The 17597-nt window shown below is 61.3% G+C and carries 13 protein-coding genes; 1 reads left to right on the forward strand and 12 read right to left on the reverse strand.

Annotated elements, in window-relative coordinates:
* Positions 1-243: 243 nt before the first annotated feature.
* Genes AC3WTM_RS25625 through mexE form a run of 3 tightly spaced genes read right to left on the reverse strand, consistent with a single transcriptional unit; the run spans position 244 to position 6110 of the window.
* Positions 244-1665 carry an efflux transporter outer membrane subunit gene (locus AC3WTM_RS25625; RefSeq protein ID WP_102671562.1) on the reverse strand — a complete coding sequence of 474 codons (1422 nt, stop codon included), beginning with the start codon at positions 1663-1665 and terminating at the stop codon, positions 244-246.
* Complete coding sequence (locus AC3WTM_RS25630) at positions 1665-4844, reverse strand: efflux RND transporter permease subunit (protein ID WP_102671563.1); 3180 nt, start codon at positions 4842-4844, stop codon at positions 1665-1667. Before AC3WTM_RS25630 ends, AC3WTM_RS25625 begins: the two co-directional genes overlap by 1 nt.
* Positions 4845-4856: 12 nt before the next feature.
* Complete coding sequence (gene mexE, locus AC3WTM_RS25635; RefSeq protein WP_102671564.1) at positions 4857-6110, reverse strand: multidrug efflux RND transporter periplasmic adaptor subunit MexE; 1254 nt, start codon at positions 6108-6110, stop codon at positions 4857-4859.
* A 314-nt stretch (positions 6111-6424) separates the two neighbouring features.
* Between mexE and AC3WTM_RS25640 the strand changes: the two genes are divergently transcribed.
* The gene (locus AC3WTM_RS25640; RefSeq protein WP_102671565.1) at positions 6425-7432 is read left to right on the forward strand and encodes an Ldh family oxidoreductase; all 1008 of its coding nucleotides are present in this window, start codon (positions 6425-6427) and stop codon (positions 7430-7432) included.
* A gap of 148 nt (positions 7433-7580) precedes the next feature.
* Here AC3WTM_RS25640 and AC3WTM_RS25645 read toward each other — a convergent pair whose 3' ends face one another.
* The 9 genes from AC3WTM_RS25645 to AC3WTM_RS25685 all read right to left on the reverse strand — a co-directional run bounded on the left by AC3WTM_RS25645 (position 7581) and on the right by AC3WTM_RS25685 (position 17448).
* On the reverse strand, positions 7581-9161 hold the full coding sequence (locus AC3WTM_RS25645; protein ID WP_102671566.1) for an aldehyde dehydrogenase (NADP(+)): 1581 nt from the start codon (positions 9159-9161) through the stop codon (positions 7581-7583).
* Positions 9162-9224: 63 nt separating this feature from the next.
* The gene (gene abaF / locus AC3WTM_RS25650; RefSeq protein WP_102671567.1) at positions 9225-10622 is read right to left on the reverse strand and encodes a fosfomycin efflux MFS transporter AbaF; all 1398 of its coding nucleotides are present in this window, start codon (positions 10620-10622) and stop codon (positions 9225-9227) included.
* A gap of 74 nt (positions 10623-10696) precedes the next feature.
* Positions 10697-11614: a dihydrodipicolinate synthase family protein gene (locus tag AC3WTM_RS25655; RefSeq protein ID WP_056724733.1), complete on the reverse strand. Its 918-nt coding sequence runs from the start codon at positions 11612-11614 to the stop codon at positions 10697-10699.
* 126 nt (positions 11615-11740) lie between these two features.
* Positions 11741-12769, reverse strand: coding sequence for a trans-3-hydroxy-L-proline dehydratase (locus AC3WTM_RS25660; RefSeq protein WP_102671568.1), 1029 nt, complete (start codon positions 12767-12769; stop codon positions 11741-11743).
* A gap of 37 nt (positions 12770-12806) precedes the next feature.
* A complete protein-coding gene (locus tag AC3WTM_RS25665; RefSeq protein ID WP_102671569.1) occupies positions 12807-13529 on the reverse strand; it encodes an amino acid ABC transporter ATP-binding protein in 723 nt (240 codons plus the stop codon).
* Positions 13522-14172 (reverse strand): amino acid ABC transporter permease, encoded by a 651-nt coding sequence (locus AC3WTM_RS25670; RefSeq protein WP_102671570.1) that lies wholly within the window; start codon positions 14170-14172, stop codon positions 13522-13524. The genes AC3WTM_RS25665 and AC3WTM_RS25670 overlap by 8 nt, the downstream gene beginning before the upstream one ends.
* A gap of 10 nt (positions 14173-14182) precedes the next feature.
* Positions 14183-14848, reverse strand: coding sequence for an amino acid ABC transporter permease (locus AC3WTM_RS25675; protein WP_102671571.1), 666 nt, complete (start codon positions 14846-14848; stop codon positions 14183-14185).
* The gene (lhpI, locus tag AC3WTM_RS25680; protein ID WP_102671584.1) at positions 14841-16619 is read right to left on the reverse strand and encodes a cis-3-hydroxy-L-proline dehydratase; all 1779 of its coding nucleotides are present in this window, start codon (positions 16617-16619) and stop codon (positions 14841-14843) included. The genes AC3WTM_RS25675 and lhpI overlap by 8 nt, the downstream gene beginning before the upstream one ends.
* Before the next feature lie 10 nt (positions 16620-16629).
* Positions 16630-17448, reverse strand: coding sequence for an ABC transporter substrate-binding protein (locus AC3WTM_RS25685; protein ID WP_102671572.1), 819 nt, complete (start codon positions 17446-17448; stop codon positions 16630-16632).
* Positions 17449-17597 lie beyond the last annotated feature (149 nt).

Here is a 17597-nt window from a genome sequence, read left to right on the forward strand (position 1 = left end):
TCAGGGGCATCCGCGAAATAGAGGAGGATCAGTCAACCCCCCTGGTGAAGCGGGCTTGCTCGCGATAGCGGTGGATCAGTCAACATCATTGGTGAAGGTGCTTGCGTCATCGCGAGCAAGCTCGCTCCCACAGGGGGTGTGTACTGCCTTTTTCAGGGCAAAAAAAGCCCCGCGACCGAATGAGACGCAGGGCAAGGAAATTGGTTGGTTGCGGCCAACCAAAGGAGCGCTTTAAAAACCGTACTACTTGCTCGCGACCGTCTCCGGCTGCCAGCCGCCACCGAGGGCCTTGTAGATCGCGACGATGCCGCGATACAGATCAACCTCGGCCTGGGCCTGGGTGTCTTCCGCCGCCAGGCGTTCACGCTGGGCGTCGAGCAGTACGAGGAAATCGGACGTGCCTTCGCGGTAGCGGATTTGCGCCAGGTCGGCAGCCGAGCGGCTGGACTCGCTCTGGCGAATCAGCGAGATCAGGCGCTGTTGGCGTTTGCCATAGTCGCTGAAAGCGTTTTCCGATTCTTCCAGGGCCAGCAACACTTGCTGCTCGTAAGTCGCCAGGGCGCCTTCGGCATCGGCGTCGGCGCCACGTATGCGGGCTTTTACGCTGCCCAGGTCAAACGCGGCCCAGGTGATGCTCGGGCCCAGCGCCCAGGCGTTGGCCGCCGAAGAACCGATCTGCGAACCACGTCCGGCAGTCCAGCCGAGGAAGCCGCTGAGGCTGACCCGCGGGAACAGATCCGCCTTGGCCACGCCGATACGCGCGGTGGCCGAGGCCAGTTGGCGTTCGGCACTGCGAATGTCCGGACGGCGTTGCAGCAGTTCACCCGGATCGCCGATCGGCAGGGCCTTGGCAATCGCCGGCAGGTCTTTGGGGCTCAGGTCCACGGTCAGCTTGTCCGGACGCTCACCCAGCAGGGTGGCGATACGGTTTTTCTGCCGAACCTGTTCAGCCTGCAATTGCGGCACGCTGGCTTCGACCGACGCCAGTCGCGCATCGGCGCGTTCCACATCGAGCTGGTCGCCGACGCCGGCATCACGCAGGCTGATGGTGATCTTGCGCGACTCTTGCTGGTTCTCCAGGTTGGCCAGGGCGATTTTCTCCCGCAACTGCGCGCCGCGCAGTTGCCCGTAGGAGTCCACCAGTTCGGCAATCATGGTGACTTGCAGTTGGTACAGATCTGCCTCGAATGCCTGTTGCTCGGCGTTGGCCGACTCCAGGTTGCGCTGGATGCGACCGAACAAGTCGATTTCCCAGGCCATGTCCAGGCCCAGGTCATAGCGTTCGCTGTTGACCCGGTCGGTGGTCTGGCCCGGAATCTGGCCTTTGCCCAGGTCACTGCTGACGCGGCTGGTGATGGTCGGCATGGCGTCGTTGCTGACATCATCGCGGATCGCCCGCGCCGCTTTCCAGCGGGCGAAGGCGACGCGCAGTTCACGGTTGCCTTGCAGGGATTTCGTCACCAGCTGGTTGAGGGTCGGGTCTTCGAACTGTTGCCACCAGATGCCTTCGAAACGCGAACGGTCAAAGTTCTTCTGGCCGGCGGCGCCGTCGGTGGCGGCCGTGATGTTGGCCGCCTCGGTGGTTGGCGTCTTGTAGTCCGGGCCCACGGCACAGGCACTCAGGGCCAGTACCAGCAGGCTCGGCAGGAAGGCTTTCAAACTCATCAGTGCGACTCCAGCTTCAGGGTGGCCTTGGCCGCTTTGCGTGCCTGGCCGCGCTCGACAAAGTTACGGATCAGTACGTAGAACACTGGCGTCAGCAACAGACCGAAGAAGGTCACCCCAAGCATCCCGGAGAACACCGCGACACCCATGGCGTGGCGCATTTCGGAACCGGCGCCGCTGGAGAACACCAGGGGCACCACACCCATGATGAACGCGAAGGAGGTCATCAGGATCGGCCGCAGACGCAGACGGCACGCTTCCAGGACTGCAGCCAGCGGGCTCAAGCCTTCCTCCTGTTTGTCCTTGGCGAACTCGACGATCAGGATCGCGTTCTTGCAGGCAAGCCCCACCAATACGATCAAACCGATCTGGGTAAAGATGTTGTTGTCACCGCCGGAGGCGATCACACCGGTGATGGCCGACAGCAGGGTCATCGGTACGATCAGGATCACCGCCAGTGGCAGGCTCCAGCTTTCGTATTGAGCCGCCAGTACCAGGAACGCCAGCAGTACGCAGAGCGGGAACACGAACAGTGCGGTGTTACCGGACAGGATCTGCTGGTAGGTCAGGTCGGTCCATTCGTAGGTCATGCCGTTGGGCAGTTCCTCCTTGAGCAGTTTCTCGATGGCTTTTTCCGCCTGGCCGGAGCTGTAGCCGGGGGCTGCCGCACCGTTGATTTCAGCGGTGATGAAGCCGTTGTAGTGCATCACGCGGTCCGGGCCCGAGGTGTCGCTGACCTTGATGAAGGTCGCCAGCGGGATCATCTCGCCCTTGTTGTTACGCACTTTCAGCTGGCCGATCTGGTCGGATTCGAGGCGGAACTGTTGTTCGGCCTGAACGTTGACCTGATAGGTGCGACCAAAGCGGTTGAAGTCGTTGGCATACAGCGAACCCAGATAGATCTGCAGGGTGTCGAAGATGTCGCTGACGGCCACGCCGTGGGTCTTGGCTTTTTCCCGGTCGATGGCGGCATCGACCTGGGGCACGTTCACGGTGTAGCTGGTGAACAGGCCGGCCAGTTCCGGCACGTTGTGGCTCTTGTTGATGATGTTCATGGTTTCCTTGTACAGCTCTTCGTAACCCAGGTTGCCCCGGTCTTCGATCTGCAGGCGGAAACCACCGATGGTGCCCAGGCCTTGTACCGGCGGCGGCGGGAAGATCGCCATGTAGGCTTCCTGGATATTCGCGTACTGGCCGTTCAAGGCACCGGCAATCGCACCGGCGGACATGCTCGGGTCTTTACGCTCGTCGAACGGTTTGAGGGTCACGAACACGATGCCTGCGTTCGGACTGTTGGTGAAACCGTTGATCGACAGGCCCGGGAAGGCCACGGCGCTTTCCACACCGGGCTGTTTCAGCGCCAGCTCGGACATGCGCTTGATCACATCTTCGGTACGGTCCAGGCTCGAGGCATCCGGCAGTTGCGCGAAGGCCACCAGGTATTGCTTGTCCTGGCCGGGGACGAAACCGGTCGGGGTGCTGGAGAAACCGAAGAAGGTCAGGACCATCAGGCCGGCGTACAGCAGCAGGGCGATACCGCTTGAGCGGATCACGCGGGCAACGGTGCCGACATAACCATGGCTGGCCTTTTCAAAGAAGCGGTTGAACGGACGGAACAACCAGCCACCGAAAATCTTGTCCAGCACCTTGGAGAAACGGTCCTTCGGCGCGTCATGGCCCTTGAGCAATACCGCGGCCAGCGCTGGCGACAGGGTCAGGGAGTTGAAGGCCGAGATCACCGTGGAAATCGCGATGGTCAGGGCGAACTGTTTGTAGAACTGGCCGGTGAGGCCGGAAATGAACGCCGCCGGAACGAATACCGCACACAGCACCAGCGCCGTGGCGATGATCGGGCCGGTTACCTCGCCCATGGCTTTTTTGGTCGCTTCAACCGGGGTCAACCCGAGCTCGATATTCCGCTCGACGTTCTCCACCACCACGATGGCGTCGTCCACCACGATACCGATCGCCAATACCAGGCCGAACAGCGACAGGGCGTTGAGTGAGAAGCCAAACAGATGCATCACGGCAAAGGTACCGATCAGCGATACCGGCACAGCGACCAGCGGAATGATCGAGGCGCGCCAGGTTTGCAGGAACAGGATCACCACGAGTACCACGAGGATCAACGCTTCGAAGAGGGTGTGAACCACCGCCTCGATGGAGCCGCGCACGAAGATCGTCGGGTCATAGACGATGCTGAAGTCCATGCCTTCGGGGAAGCTCTTCTTCAGTTCGGCCATTTTCGACCGCACTTCGTTGGAGATTTCGATGGCGTTGGAACCCGGACGCTGGAAGATCGGGATCGCCACCGCCGGCTGGTTGTTCAGCAACGAACGCAGGGCGTACTGGCTGGAGCCCAGCTCGACGCGAGCGATGTCTTTGAGGCGAGTGATTTCACCGTTGTCGCCAGAGCGAATGATGATGTTCTCGAACTCTTCTTCGGAAACCAGACGGCCCTGGGTGTTGACCGACAACTGGAAGGCCGTGGCATTCGGTGCAGGAGGTGCACCCAAGGCACCGGCCGCCACTTGACGGTTCTGCTCACGAATCGCCGTGACCACATCAGTGGCGGTCAGGTTGCGCGAAGCGGTCTTGTTCGGGTCGAGCCACACACGCAGGGAGTAATCGCCCATGCCAAACAACTGCACATCACCGACACCACCCAGACGCGCAAGCTCATCCTTGATGTTGAGCAAGGCGTAGTTGGACAGGTAGAGCATGTCGTAGCGTTTGTCCGGTGAGGTCAAGTGCACAACCATGGTCAGGTCGGGCGAAGCCTTGTCCACGGTGATACCGATGCGCGTCACTTCCTCGGGAAGTTTTGGTTCGGTCCGCGTCACACGGTTCTGCACCTGCACCTGTGCGTTGTCCAGGTCAGTGCCCAACGCAAAGGTGATGGTCAGGGTGATCTTGCCGTCAGCGGTGGACTGCGAGGACATGTACAGCATGTTCTCGACACCAGTGATGGCTTGCTCCAGTGGAGCAGCCACGGTTTCACCGATGACTTTTGGGTTGGCACCCGGGAAGTTGGCACGAACCACAACGGTCGGCGGTACCACTTCCGGGTATTCGCTGATCGGCAGCTGGAACAGCGAGATGGCGCCGGCGATCAGGATCAGCAGCGAAAGCACCGCTGCAAAGATCGGCCGTGAAATGAAGAATTGGGAAAAATTCATCGTAAAAATCCCTTAACCGCGTGGGGTCGTGGCAGCCAGTTTCACAGCCGTGCCCGGCGCAACCCTGGCAGGCGCGACTTGGGGCAGGTTGCTGGCTTCCAGCGCTTGGCGTTGTTGTGCGAGTGCCGCGAGGGTTTGTTCGCTGGCCATCGGAATCACTTCAGGGGTGACCGGTGAGCCAGGGCGTACCCGTTGCAGGCCCTTGACGATGATGGTGTCGTCCTTGTTCAGGCCATTGCGCACAATGCGCAGGCCTTCGATCTTCGGACCCAGCTCCACCGCGCGGTAGGCGGTCTTGTTGTCGGCATCCATCACCAGCACGAACTTCTTGCCCAGGTCGGTGCCGACCGCTTCGTCATTGATCAGCATGGCGCTGTATGTTCCGCTGCCCACCAGTTTCAGGCGTGCATACAGGCCCGGGGTGTAGCTGCCATCGCTGTTGTCGAACACGGCGCGCCCACGAATGGTGCCGGTCTTCGGGTTGACCTGGTTGTCGACGAAGTTCATCACGCCCTGGTGCGGGTTGCCGTCCTCGTTGGACAGGCCCATGTAGACCGGGGTGGTGGCGCCGCGCTTGCCCTGGCGAGCGAGCTCGGTGTACTTGAGGAACACACGCTCGTCCGCGTCGAAGTAGGCGTACACCTTGTCAGTAGAGACCACACTGGTCAGCGGGGTGGTGTCGGCAGTCACCAGGTTGCCGGCGGTGATTTCCGCACGGCTGACGCGGCCGCTGATGGGAGCCGTCACACGAGTAAAGCTCAGGTTCAGCCTGGCCAGATCCAACTGCGCTTGCAGGGCGCCGACCGCGGCGCGGGCTTCCTGGGCGGCGCTGGTCCGCGAGTCGGCCAGTTCAGCGGAAATCGCGTTGCTGGCGCGCAGGCGCTCACCGCGCTGGGCTTCGTTTTCGCTGCGGGTGGCATTGGCGCGCGATTGTGCAACCAGTGCTTCGAGGCGGCGGACCTCAGCCTGGAACGGACGCGGGTCGATCTGGAACAGCAGGTCCCCTTTCTTGACCAGAGCGCCTTCGGTGAACGCCACTTCATCGATCTGGCCGGAGACCCGTGGACGAATCTCGACGGTTTCCGGCGCTTCGAGACGGCCGGTGAACTCGTCCCATTCGTTGACAGGCTGCTCCAGCACCTTGGCCACGCTGACCTTGGCCGCTGGCATGCTGGCGGCGGTTTCCGGGGCCTTGCCGCAAGCGCTGATCACCACTACGGCCAACAAAGCCAACGGGAAGCGCAAATGTTTGAGTGACTGTTCCATGGATGCATCCGCCAATGTGTTGAGATTGGCGAATGATGCGCGGCGAGTTTGTATCTCACGAATCGAATGGGGCGAAGGTAACTATCATCCGGAATGATATAAGACCCAAGCCAGCCCTCTAGCCTGCGCCTCGTGTTCGGTCGTCATCAACTGGATTGATGACAATTGTGTGTTGCATTGGATGCAATAGTCAGTTGGTTTAACGGGCCCCAACTGCCTGCGCTGTGCCAATTTCGTCACCGCCAATGCCCAAACCCATCAAGCCATAACGCCTCGGATAGACCACTCTGACCGGTCTGTCCAAGGAGATGACTATGATCCGACTGACCCTTATCGAAGCCCGTGAGTTGGCCGAATCGATCTTGTTGCACAACGGTTTTAATCTGGCCCATGCACAAGCGGTGGCGACGACGGTGATTGCTGGCGAACGTGATGGCTGTGCCTCCCACGGTTTGTACCGGATTCTGGGGTGTGTGAATTCCCTGCGGGCCGGCAAGGTGTCAGCCGATGTCGAGCCACAGGTGATCGACCAGGCGCCGTCGATTGTGCGGGTGGATGCAGGCGGTGGGTTTTCGCAGTTGGCGTTTCAGGCGGGGTTGCCGTTGCTGGCGCAGAAAACCCGGGCCAACGGCATTGCGGCGTTGGCAATCAACCGCTGTGTGCATTTCTCGGCGCTGTGGGTGGAGATCGAGCAGCTGACGGCTGCCGGTCTGGTGGCACTGGCGTGTAATCCGAGCCACGCCTGGGTGGCGCCGGCTGGAGGACGACTGCCGGTGTTCGGCACCAATCCCATTGCCTTCGGTTGGCCGCGTGCGGGGCAAGATCCGTTTGTGTTCGACTTCGCCACCAGCGCGATTGCCCGTGGTGATATCGAACTGTACCGGCGTGCCGGCAAGGCGATTCCCGAAGGTTGGGGCGTCGACGCCCAAGGACAGCCGAGCACCGACGCCAACGTGGTGCTCGACAGCGGCGCGATGCTGACGTTCGGCGGGCACAAGGGTTCGGCGCTGGCGGCGATGGTGGAGTTGATCGCCGGGCCGCTGATTGGTGACCTGACCAGTGCCGAGTCGTTGGCTTACGACGGAGGCAGCAAGTCGTCGCCGTACCATGGCGAGTTGATCATCGCCCTGGACCCTCGGCGCTTTCTGGGGGACGCCACTGAAGAACATTTGGCCCGGGCCGAAACGTTGTTCCAGGGCATTGAAGGGCAGGGCGCACGCTTACCGTCGCAACGACGTTACGCGGCGCGGGTACGCAGCCTGGTGGAGGGCGTGCAAATTCCCGAGGCGCTGTACAACGACCTCAAGGCCTTGCTCGCCTGATTGCATCAACGTGCCCGCTCCCCCATTTGAATGGTGGTGAGCACCTGTTTTGCGTAGGAGCTGCCGAAGGCCGCGATCTTTTGATGTTGATTTTCAAGATCAACAGATCGCGGCCTGCGGCAGTTCCTACAGGTACTTGTGTGGTTTTCTAGATTGAGTCGCGTTGGCTGCTGCCATCCACCAGCCGTGCAATCCCCAGCGGGTTGGCGTTTTTCAAGGCGTCGGGTAGCAAGGCGTCCGGGCAGTTCTGGTAGCACACCGGACGCAGGAATCGCTCGATGGCCAGGCTGCCAACCGACGTGCCACGGGCGTCGGAGGTTGCAGGGTAAGGCCCGCCATGGACCATGGCATCGCAAACTTCGACCCCGGTGGGGTAACCGTTGAACAGTACCCGGCCGACTTTTTGTTCCAGCAGTACCAGCAGGTCCGCATGGGTCTGAAGATCCGACGCTTCGCCAATCAATGTCGCAGTAAGTTGCCCGTGCAAGCTGTTTAACGCCTGCCGCAGTTCAACCTTGTCCGCCACTTCAACGACAATGGTGGTCGGCCCGAACACTTCTTCCTGTAGCAGCGGATCCCCATTGAGCAGCAGGCTGACGTCGGCCTTGAACAGTTGCGGCCGCGCCTGATTGCCCTGCTGGTCGTGGCCCGCGAGGTGCGTCACACCCGGATGCTCGAGCAAGGCCCGCACGCCTTTTTCATAGCTGCCGAGGGTGCCGGCATTGAGCATGGTTTGCGCCGGTTGTTCGGCCATCAGGTTGCTTAGTCGCGCAGTGAACGCCGTCCATTCAGGGGCGCGAATACCAATGACCAACCCCGGATTGGTGCAGAACTGCCCGCAACCCTGAACCACCGATGCCACCAGTTCACCAGCGATTTTCTCGCCGCGCGCACGCAAGGCTTCGGGCAATACCAACACTGGATTGATGCTGCTCATCTCGGCGAACACCGGGATGGGTTGTTGCCGTGCGGCGGCCATGTCGCAAAGGGCACGGCCACCTTTGAGCGAGCCGGTGAAACCGACGGCCTGAATCGCCGGATGCTTGACCAGCGCTTCACCGACACCAGCGCCGTAGATCATGTTGAACACACCCTTGGGCATGTCGGTCTGCTCGGCGGCGCGCAGGATCGCATTGGCCACGCATTCGGCGGTTGCCATGTGCCCGCTGTGGGCCTTGAACACCACCGGGCAACCGGCGGCCAGGGCCGCTGCGGTATCGCCGCCAGCAGTCGAAAAGGCCAACGGAAAATTGCTGGCGCCGAACACTGCCACCGGGCCGACGCCGATCCGGTACTGGCGCAGGTCAACCCGTGGCAGCGGCTGACGCTCCGGCAGGGCACGGTCGATGCGTGCGCTGTAGAAGTCGCCCCGACGCAGGACCTGAGCAAACAGACGCATCTGGCCGCTGGTGCGGCCGCGCTCGCCCTGAATCCGGGCGCTGGGCAGGGCGGTCTCACGGGTTACCAGGGCAACGAACTCGTCATCCAGGGCATCCAGTTGCGCGGCGATAGCTTCAAGGAATTGCGCCCGGCGCGTCGCCGGCAAATTACGAAAGGCTGGATAGGCGGCCGCAGCGGCCTGGACGGCCGTGTCGACTTCTTGTGCGGTGGCTTGCACGAAAGAGTAGGGCAGCGCTTCGCCGGTGCTGGCGTCATGGCTGTTCAGGATGATGCCGCCGACGGCGCTGCGCGCTCCACCGATGTAGTTGTGGCCAAGGATTTCGAGCATTGAAAATCTCCGGTCTGAAAAGGTTAAGGGCAAAAGATCGTAGCCTGCGATCTTTCAGGGCCATCAAGCCAAAGAGTCACCCCGGCGCGGGGTGGCTGGCACGGCTGCGTCCACGCCAGCAACTCGCGCCGCCGACTCGGCATCCACCTGGCGCAATGACTTGCCACGGGTTTCGCGGGTCAGGCCGACAGCCACCAAGGAAATCAGCGCTGCGCCCACCAGATACCAGGCGATCGGAGTCGAGCTGTGGTACTTGTTGAGCAAGGTGATGGCGATCAGCGGTGCCAGGGAACCTGCGAAGATCGGCGCCACTTGGTAGCACAGGGACAGAGCGGTGTAGCGTACGTGGGTCGGGAACAGTTCAGCCATCAGCGCCGAGTAAGGCGCATAAGTCATCGACTCGATGGCCAGGCCCAAGGTGATGGCAGCCATGATCAGCCAGTTGTTGCCGGTGTCCATCATCGGAAAGCCGATGAAACCCCAGAACGCTGTGAGCACCGCTCCGGTCAGGTACACCGGCTTGCGCCCGACGATGTCCGACAGATAGCCCATCAGCGGGATCAGGAAAAAGTGCACCAGGTGCGCGCCGAACATCAGCAGCAGAATTTGCGAAGTGTCCTTGTGCACCACCAGTTTCAGATAGGTAATCGAGAACGTCACCACGGTGTAGTAGAGGATGTTCTCGGCAAAGCGTGCGCCGATTCCCACCAGCACCGAACGCCAGTGATGACGCAGCACTTCCACTACACCGAGCTGTTGCTGTTTGGTCTGTGCCTGACGGGCCTGGGCTTCCTTGAAGATCGGCGCATCATCGACGCTGGTGCGAATCCAGTAACCGATCAACACCACTACCGCCGAGAACCAGAACGCCACGCGCCAGCCCCAGGCAAGGAACTGTTGCTCTGACAGGTTCGATGACAACAGCAGCAGGGCGACCGTGGCCACTAGGTTGCCGGCCGGCACCCCGGCTTGCGGCCAACTGGCCCAGAAGCCCCGACGATTGTCTGGGCAGTGTTCGGACACCAGCAGAATCGCGCCGCCCCATTCGCCACCGAAAGCGAAGCCCTGGATCAACCGCAACAGCACCAGTAGCACCGGCGCTGCGTAACCGATCTGGTCGAAGCCAGGCAGGCAACCCATCAGGAAGGTGGTGATGCCGACCACTACCAGGCTCAGTTGCAGCAGGCGTTTGCGGCCGAATTTGTCACCGTAGTGACCGAATACCAAACCACCCAACGGCCGGGCGAGAAAGCCGACCGCGTACAAGGCGAAGGCGGCGATGATGCCGTCGATGGGGCTGTCGGTCTGGCGGAAGAACAGCTGGCCGAAAACTAATGCCGAGGCGGTGCCGTAGAGAAAGAATTCATACCATTCGGCGACGGTGCCAGCCATGGCGGCGGCCACTACGCGTTTGAGTCCAGAGGGTGAGGTTGCGCTTTGCGTGTGTTGAGGATTCGACATGCTGACGTACCTTGTTAAGGCGCAAAAAAAGCGGGCAGCCGGGCCGGGCCGGTAAAGGCCCGCCCGGCAATCACTCAGAGACCGACGTCCGGCAGTTCCGGGCGGTTGGCCAACGCCTTGGCCATGATCTGCTCGACGAATACGCGGTCGGCTTCCGGCAGGGCCAGGCGTGGCGGGCGGGTCAAGGCGCTGCCGCGACCGGCGATGGCTTCACACAGCTTGATGCACTGCACCAGGTCGGCACGGGCATCGAGGTGCAGGATCGGCATCAGCCATTCGTAGATCGGCATGGCTTCGGCGAAACGACCGGCCTTGGCCAGGCGGAAGATGGTTTCGCCTTCTTTCGGGAACACGTTGGACATGCCTGAGACCCAACCTTCGGCACCCACGGCGATGCTTTCCAGCACCACGTCGTCGAGACCGGCGAACAGCACGAAACGGTCACCGACTTCGTTGCGCACGTCGATGAAGCGGCGGGTGTCGCCGGAAGAATCCTTGAAGCACACCACGTTGTCGCAGTCGGCCAGGGAAATCAGGATGTCCGGAGTGACGTCGTTTTTATAGATCGGCGGGTTGTTGTAGACCATCAGCGGCACGTCGGCGTTTTTCGCCACGTAGCGGTAATGCTCGGCGGTCTCGAACGGCTTGGAACCGTAGACCAGCGCCGGCATCAGCATTACGCCATCGACGCCGACCCGGCGTACGGCATTGGCGACCTTGGCCGCTTGTATGCTGGTGAACTCGGCCACGCCGCAAATCACCGGTACGCGACCACGGGAGGCGTCGACAGCCACTTCGGTCACGGCGATTTTTTCTTCGGCGGTCAGCGAGGTGTTCTCTCCCACCGAACCGCATACCACCAAGCCTGACACGCCATCGCGAATCACATTGGAAATCACCTGGTGTGTCTTATCCAGGTTGATCGTGAAGTCATCGTTGAATTGAGTGGTCACTGCAGGGAAGACGCCACTCCAGTTAATACGCTTGCTCATTGTTGCCTCCGGTTCGTTAATCGTATTTCGTATACGATATGTAAAATGACAAATTTCGGCTAGCACTTTTTTCAGTTTTCGGGGGTTATTGATGCGCCGTTGGTCCGGTGTTCAGGCATGCCGCGATCAGGCGCCGGGCCAGGTATCGGACAGGCGATAGCCTTGTGGCCACGGATCGCTTGGGTCGAGCAGCAATTGGTGGGTGCCGGTGATCCAGGCCCGACCGGAAATGCACGGGTAAATCGCGGCGCGGCCGGCGACTTCGGTCAGCGAATCAATGCGGCAGTGGAACTCAGAGCCGATAATCGAGCGGCCGACAAAGCGTTCGCCAACCTGCATCAAGCCTTTGGCCTGCAACACCGCCATGCGCGCCGAGCAACCAGTGCCGGTGGGGGAGCGGTCGATCTTGCCAGGTTGAATCACCACCGCATTGGCGCCGGTGGCGATGCCGTTCTCATGGACGATGGGCGCGGCGATCTGGCAGAAGGAAATGTGCGACCACTCGGGATTAAGCGGATGGACGAAGCCCAGTTGTTCATTGGCGGCGCGGGTGATTTTCAGACCGACCTCCACCAGATCGGCGGCTTCATCCGGGCTGATGGAAAAACCCAGGCCTTTGGCGTCGGCGATCACGAAACTGTCGCCACCGTACGCGGTATCGACTTTGAGTGAGCCGATGCCTTCGACTTCAATCCATGCATCCAGTCGATCAGCGAAGGACGGCACGTTTTTCACTTCCACCCGTTGCACCTTGCCATCCCTGCAGTCGGCCACGGCTTCGATCAGGCCGCCGGGCGCTTCCAGCACCAGACGGGTTTGCGGCTCGGTCATGGGCAGGATGCCGCTGTCGAGCAATACGGTGGCGACGCACAACGAGTTGGAGCCGGACATCGGCGGGGTGTCCGCCGGTTCCATGATGATCCAGGCCATCTGCGCCCGTGGGTCTTTGGCCGGGACCAGCAGGTTGACGTGGCGGAACACGCCGCCGCGGGGTTCGTTGAGGACGAAGTTGCGCAGGGTTTCGTCCCGGGCGATCCAGCGCGACTGTTCCCACACGGTGGCGCCGGGCGGTGGGGCTACACCGCCCACGATCACGTCGCCGACTTCGCCTTCGGCGTGGCAGCTGACGACATGAATGACTTTTGATGAACGCATGGTTTGCTCCTTGTTTCGCCTGTGAAGGCCTCAGTCGCTATTTCACTGATTTCAGAAACTCTGCAGTTTCCGCACGCACCGGATTGCCAATCACCTGATCCGGCGAACCAATTTCATGCACCAGGCCATTGCGGAAGAACGCCACACGGTCGGACACGTCCCGAGCAAAGCGGATTTCGTGGGTCACCAACACCATGGTCATGCCGTCTTCGGCGAGCATGCGCATGGTGTCCAGCACTTCACCGACCAACTGCGGGTCGAGGGCCGAGGTGGCTTCGTCAAACAGCATGTAGTCTGGTGACATGGCCAAGGCGCGGGCGATGGCCATGCGTTGTTGCTGTCCACCGGACAGCTTGCCAGGGAAGGTCTTGAGCTTGTCGCCCAGACCGACGTGGGTCAGTTGCTTCACTGCCAGCTCTTCAGCTTCAACCTTGCTTTTGCCCAGCACTTTGCGCGGTGCAAGCATGACGTTTTCCAGCACCGTCAGGTGCGGGAAGGCATTCCATTGCTGGAACACGATGCCGATTTTCTGCCGCAGGCGATTGAGGTCGGTGGCGCTGTGATGGACCTCGACGCCGTCAACGCGGATGTTGCCTTTCTGGATCGGTTCCAGGCCGTTGATGCACATCAGCAAGGTCGATTTACCGGAGCCGGAGCCGCCGATGATCGACACCACTTCGCCCTTGTTCACCGTCAGGTTGACGCCCTTGACCACTTCGAGGTTGCCGAAGGATTTATGTACGTTGTCGATCTCAATCATTTTCTTGCCACCTTCTTTCCAGACGAGCGCCCAGGCGTGCGACCACCAGGCTCATGACGTAGTAGATAAGGCCCGCGATGCACAGCACCAGCAACGGTTCCTGGATGCGGGTGACGATGGTTTGCGAGGCGCGCAGCAGTTCGACGATGCCGATCCACATCACCAGTGCGGTGTCTTTCATTACACCGAGCACCAGGTTCAGCCAGCCGGGGAACGCTACCCGGGTGGCCATCGGCAGGACGATCCAGCGCAAGTCCTGCAAGAAGCTCAGCCCCAGCGAACGGCTGGCCCGGCGCACGGTGAACGGCACCGCCAGCACGCCGGCACGCACGATCTCGGTGAAGTACGCCGCAGCGTAAACCCCCAACACAATGCAGCCGATGCTAAAGGCGCTGATGTTCAAGCCGATGATGCTTTTGAGTGAGTTAAACAGTACGAACTGGATCAGCAATGGCACGCTGCGAAACACGTCCAGCACCCAGGCCAACGGCTGGCTGGCCCGTGGCAACAAGGCCCGCAGCAGGCCGAAGAACAACCCGGCCAAGGAGCCAAGAATGATCGACCAGAACGTCAGTTGCATCGTGACCCACGCACCGTTGAGCAGGAACATCAGGTCATTCGAGGAAAAGTCGGTGGAAAACATGGAGAGCTCCTCAGTAACGGAACAACCGCCAGGCCATCAGCCGGGCTGCCGCGACGATCGCCTTGGCAATCAAGTAATACAGCACCGCTGCGATGGCGAAATACTCGAAGGTGCGGAAGGTTTTGACGTTGTATTCCTGGGTCACACCTGTCAGGTCATTGTTTAGCCCGACGATCACCCCCAGCGACGTCATCAACACCGCCCAGACCATCTGATTGGTCAGCGGGTAGAACACGATCCGCAGCAGTTGGGGGACGATGATCATGCGGTAGGCCTGGAAAGCACTCATGCCGAGGGACCGCGCCGCACGCACCTGCGTGCCAGGCACGGCCTTGAGGCCGCCGCGAAAGTTCTCCGCCAGATACCCGGCATTGTTGAAGGTGATCCCGGCGAGCAGGGCGAACCAGGAACTGACATGCAGGTTCAGCGAGCCGAGGCCGAAGTAGAGGATGTAGATCTGGAACAGCGATGGGGTGTTGCGGGCAATCGATACCCAGCCGTTGCCGAACCCGCGCAGTAATGGGTGTTTGGCCTCGCGCATCACCGTCAGGGCCAGGGCGATCAGCACGCCGAAGATCATCGACAGCGCGGCGGTTTCGAAGGTGACGATGGCACCGGCAAGCATGTCCGGCAGGGCGCGCAGGGCGGCGCGCCATTGGAAACTGTAGTCAAACATGCGCAGGGCTCTCCAGTAGGGCAGCAGGTTGTAACCAGGCCGGCAAATGTCCGCTGGCCGTTGCTGTGCAGGCCGCGTCGACGCATTCGGCAAGGCTGGCGAAGTGCACCTTGCGGCCGACCAGGCCCGGTGCGTAGTGGGCGTATTTGCCCGAGTTGGTCATCAGGGTTTTAGCCGCCAGGGGGATTACGGGTTCGCCGAGCATGCACCAGCAGGTGTCGGTAACCAGGGTTGCGCCAAAAGCTTCGATCACGGCGATGTGGCCGGCCTCGCGGGCCTGCTCCAACACGGCACGGCCGCAGGTGATGGCAAGCACTACATCCGGGTGTCTTTGTCGTCCCCGGCACAGTCGCGCCAGGTGAGCGAACTCGCTGAGGGAAAAATGCGGGTTACCCAGCGACACCACATCCACCCGGTTGTCGCGAGCACTGTTGAGTGCGCGCCAACTCGACAGCAGGTCCTTCAGGCGGATTTTTTCCACGGGAATGGAAATGTCCGCATCCAGCACCTGCGTCGGGTCCATGGCCTCCGGGGTAACCCCGGCGATGTGGAACAGTGGCGCCGCAGAGCTGGTGGCGAAGGCCGCGCCAAAGGCTTTGAGGTCGTCCAGGCTCGGCTTGCTTTTTTCCAGTCCCAGCAGCAACGGCACGCGACTACCGGCCAAGGCACCAATGTGGTAACCCAGCAGCGGATAGAAGGCATCGTCCAGTTCACCGAGGGCAGGCAACTCGAGCTGCAATCGGGCCTTGCGTTGCGCGTCCAGGTGGCAGCCGATCAGCGGGGCGCGACCGGTGAGGGCGATGCAGATGTCCAGGTAATCCGGGTATTTCAGGGTGCGTGCACTGAGCACGCTGTTGGCGTAGACCACTGCGTTGGATTCCGCCCAGACGATTTGCTCGCCAGCCTTCGGTGCAGTGTCGAGCAGGTACGGCGCGCAGGTGAAACTGAGCTGAGCGCCCATCGCCATATAGGCATCGCCCAAGGCACTGGCCGGTTCACCCAGTGCCGGGTCGATACCCAGTTCGCGCCAACGGCGCTGGTCGACGGAAATAGAATTGAGGGTGGTGGGTACTCGCACTTTTGCTCCCCATTGCACCAGTTGCCCGGCAAAGCGCAGGCTCGCCGGCCCGGTGTAAATGCAGCCGTCGATGTGTGCTTGAGTGACATCCACCAAGAGGTCGGCACCCTGCAGTTCGGCCATGCGCAGGACGATCTGCATGGCCATTTGCGCGGCCTTGCCATGCCGGCCATCGAGCAGCGCCCGATCGTGCTCGGTGAGCCTGATCGAGGCGGTGCTGTCAGTGTTCGGTAATAGGCTGTCGGGCGCCTGCCAGGCGTCGTCCGGTAGGTGATCGAACAGGCTCAGCGTTGTATTTTCGACCCGGGCGAAGGCCTGGCCGCGCAAGGCGGCGAAGGCCTCCCGACCGATGCACAGCACCGGCAGGGAACGGGCAAAAATGGTCTGCGCCACCAGCACGCCCAAGGTCAGGATCTCGTCGGCTTCGGCCAGCACCAATGCCGCCGGTGCATGGCCGTTGCTGATCAGCTCCATTAACACACTGCTGCCGGTACACGAGCCGCGACCACTGGGAATCGCCAGCACGCGGCCGGCCAGGAGTTGGCCGCTGAGCGGGTGATGGCGGTCGATGACTTCACCCGTGCAGGGATCGACTCCGCCCCAGAAACTCAAGCCGACATCGGCGAACAGCAGGGCGCCTTGCGCGGCACCCGCCACCAGGCTGCGCCCGGTCAGAGAAATTGGCCTAGGCATGCCGGACATCTCAGTAGTAGACCTGAGGCACGGTCAGGTTGGTCGGCGGGATCTCGGTGCCAACCCATTTAACGAAGAGCTCCTTGTAGCGACCGGTGCGCACCTGTTGGTTGACGAACAGGTTGAGGTAGTTGAGCAGGCCGAACTCGCTACGCTTGGCACCCAGGGACACGTAGTCGATGACGTACGGGGCGTTACCGGCGACTTTCAGGTTTTTGTATTTGCCCGACTTGAGGGTGGCGGCGGCTACGGTGTTGGTGACCACGGTGGCATCTATGTGGCCTTGGGCGACGGCTAGCAGGGTATCGCTCTGCGACTGGTAGGCTCGGAAACTGCCCGAGCCCCAGTCCTTCACGTCTTTCTCCAGGGCGATGGCCTCATAGGTGCCGCTGGTGTTACCCACTGCTTTGCCCTTGAGGTCGTCGAAGCCGTTAATGCCGGTGTCGTCGCGGGTCAGCACCACCATCTGGAAGGCAAAGTAGGGCACGGTGAGGCCAACGGTCTTGGCGCGTTCGAGGGTGTCGGAGGTGGACGCGACGATCACGTCAGCCCGCCCGGAGACCAGTGCCGGAATGCGATCCGGGAAGGGCGTTTCCACCACTTCGGCCTCGACCCCGAGGATCTTCGCCAGGTCGCGGCAATAGTCCACATCGAAGCCGGCTGGCGAGTTGCTGGCATCGCGAAAACCCATGGGCGGGAAGTCCAGGGTCACGGCACAGCGCAGCTTGCCCGAACCGATGATGTCGTCGAGCTTGTCGGCCTGGGCAGTGGCGATAAAGGAGGTACTGAGAACAGCGCTGAGGGCTACGGCAAATGCGGGGTTTTTCATGGATGCCTCGTTGATGTGAATTACCGTTGAATATCGTATTGGGGATTTCGTATACGATATTAACAATAGCAATCAACGTGCCTATTTCCAGTCCAAGAGGTGAATTAGATGTCAGGCCTTGGCGTAGAGGTTTTGTAGCGGTGCAAGCC

This window comes from Pseudomonas sp. EU05-FHT14B02 (assembly GCF_058791055.1).

Bases quoted from the DNA above. Each gene is read 5' to 3' on its own strand.
- AC3WTM_RS25640 (WP_102671565.1), top strand. From the start codon at position 6,425: ATGATCCGACTGACCCTTATCGAAGCCCGTGAGTTGGCCGAATCGATC.
- AC3WTM_RS25670 (WP_102671570.1), bottom strand. From the start codon at position 14,172: ATGTTTTCCACCGACTTTTCCTCGAATGACCTGATGTTCCTGCTCAAC.
- mexE (WP_102671564.1), bottom strand. From the start codon at position 6,110: ATGGAACAGTCACTCAAACATTTGCGCTTCCCGTTGGCTTTGTTGGCC.
- AC3WTM_RS25645 (WP_102671566.1), bottom strand. From the start codon at position 9,161: ATGCTCGAAATCCTTGGCCACAACTACATCGGTGGAGCGCGCAGCGCC.
- lhpI (WP_102671584.1), bottom strand. From the start codon at position 16,619: ATGCCTAGGCCAATTTCTCTGACCGGGCGCAGCCTGGTGGCGGGTGCC.
- AC3WTM_RS25630 (WP_102671563.1), bottom strand. From the start codon at position 4,844: ATGAATTTTTCCCAATTCTTCATTTCACGGCCGATCTTTGCAGCGGTG.
- abaF (WP_102671567.1), bottom strand. From the start codon at position 10,622: ATGTCGAATCCTCAACACACGCAAAGCGCAACCTCACCCTCTGGACTC.
- AC3WTM_RS25665 (WP_102671569.1), bottom strand. From the start codon at position 13,529: ATGATTGAGATCGACAACGTACATAAATCCTTCGGCAACCTCGAAGTG.
- AC3WTM_RS25685 (WP_102671572.1), bottom strand. From the start codon at position 17,448: ATGAAAAACCCCGCATTTGCCGTAGCCCTCAGCGCTGTTCTCAGTACC.
- AC3WTM_RS25625 (WP_102671562.1), bottom strand. From the start codon at position 1,665: ATGAGTTTGAAAGCCTTCCTGCCGAGCCTGCTGGTACTGGCCCTGAGT.
- AC3WTM_RS25660 (WP_102671568.1), bottom strand. From the start codon at position 12,769: ATGCGTTCATCAAAAGTCATTCATGTCGTCAGCTGCCACGCCGAAGGC.
- AC3WTM_RS25675 (WP_102671571.1), bottom strand. From the start codon at position 14,848: ATGTTTGACTACAGTTTCCAATGGCGCGCCGCCCTGCGCGCCCTGCCG.
- AC3WTM_RS25655 (WP_056724733.1), bottom strand. From the start codon at position 11,614: ATGAGCAAGCGTATTAACTGGAGTGGCGTCTTCCCTGCAGTGACCACT.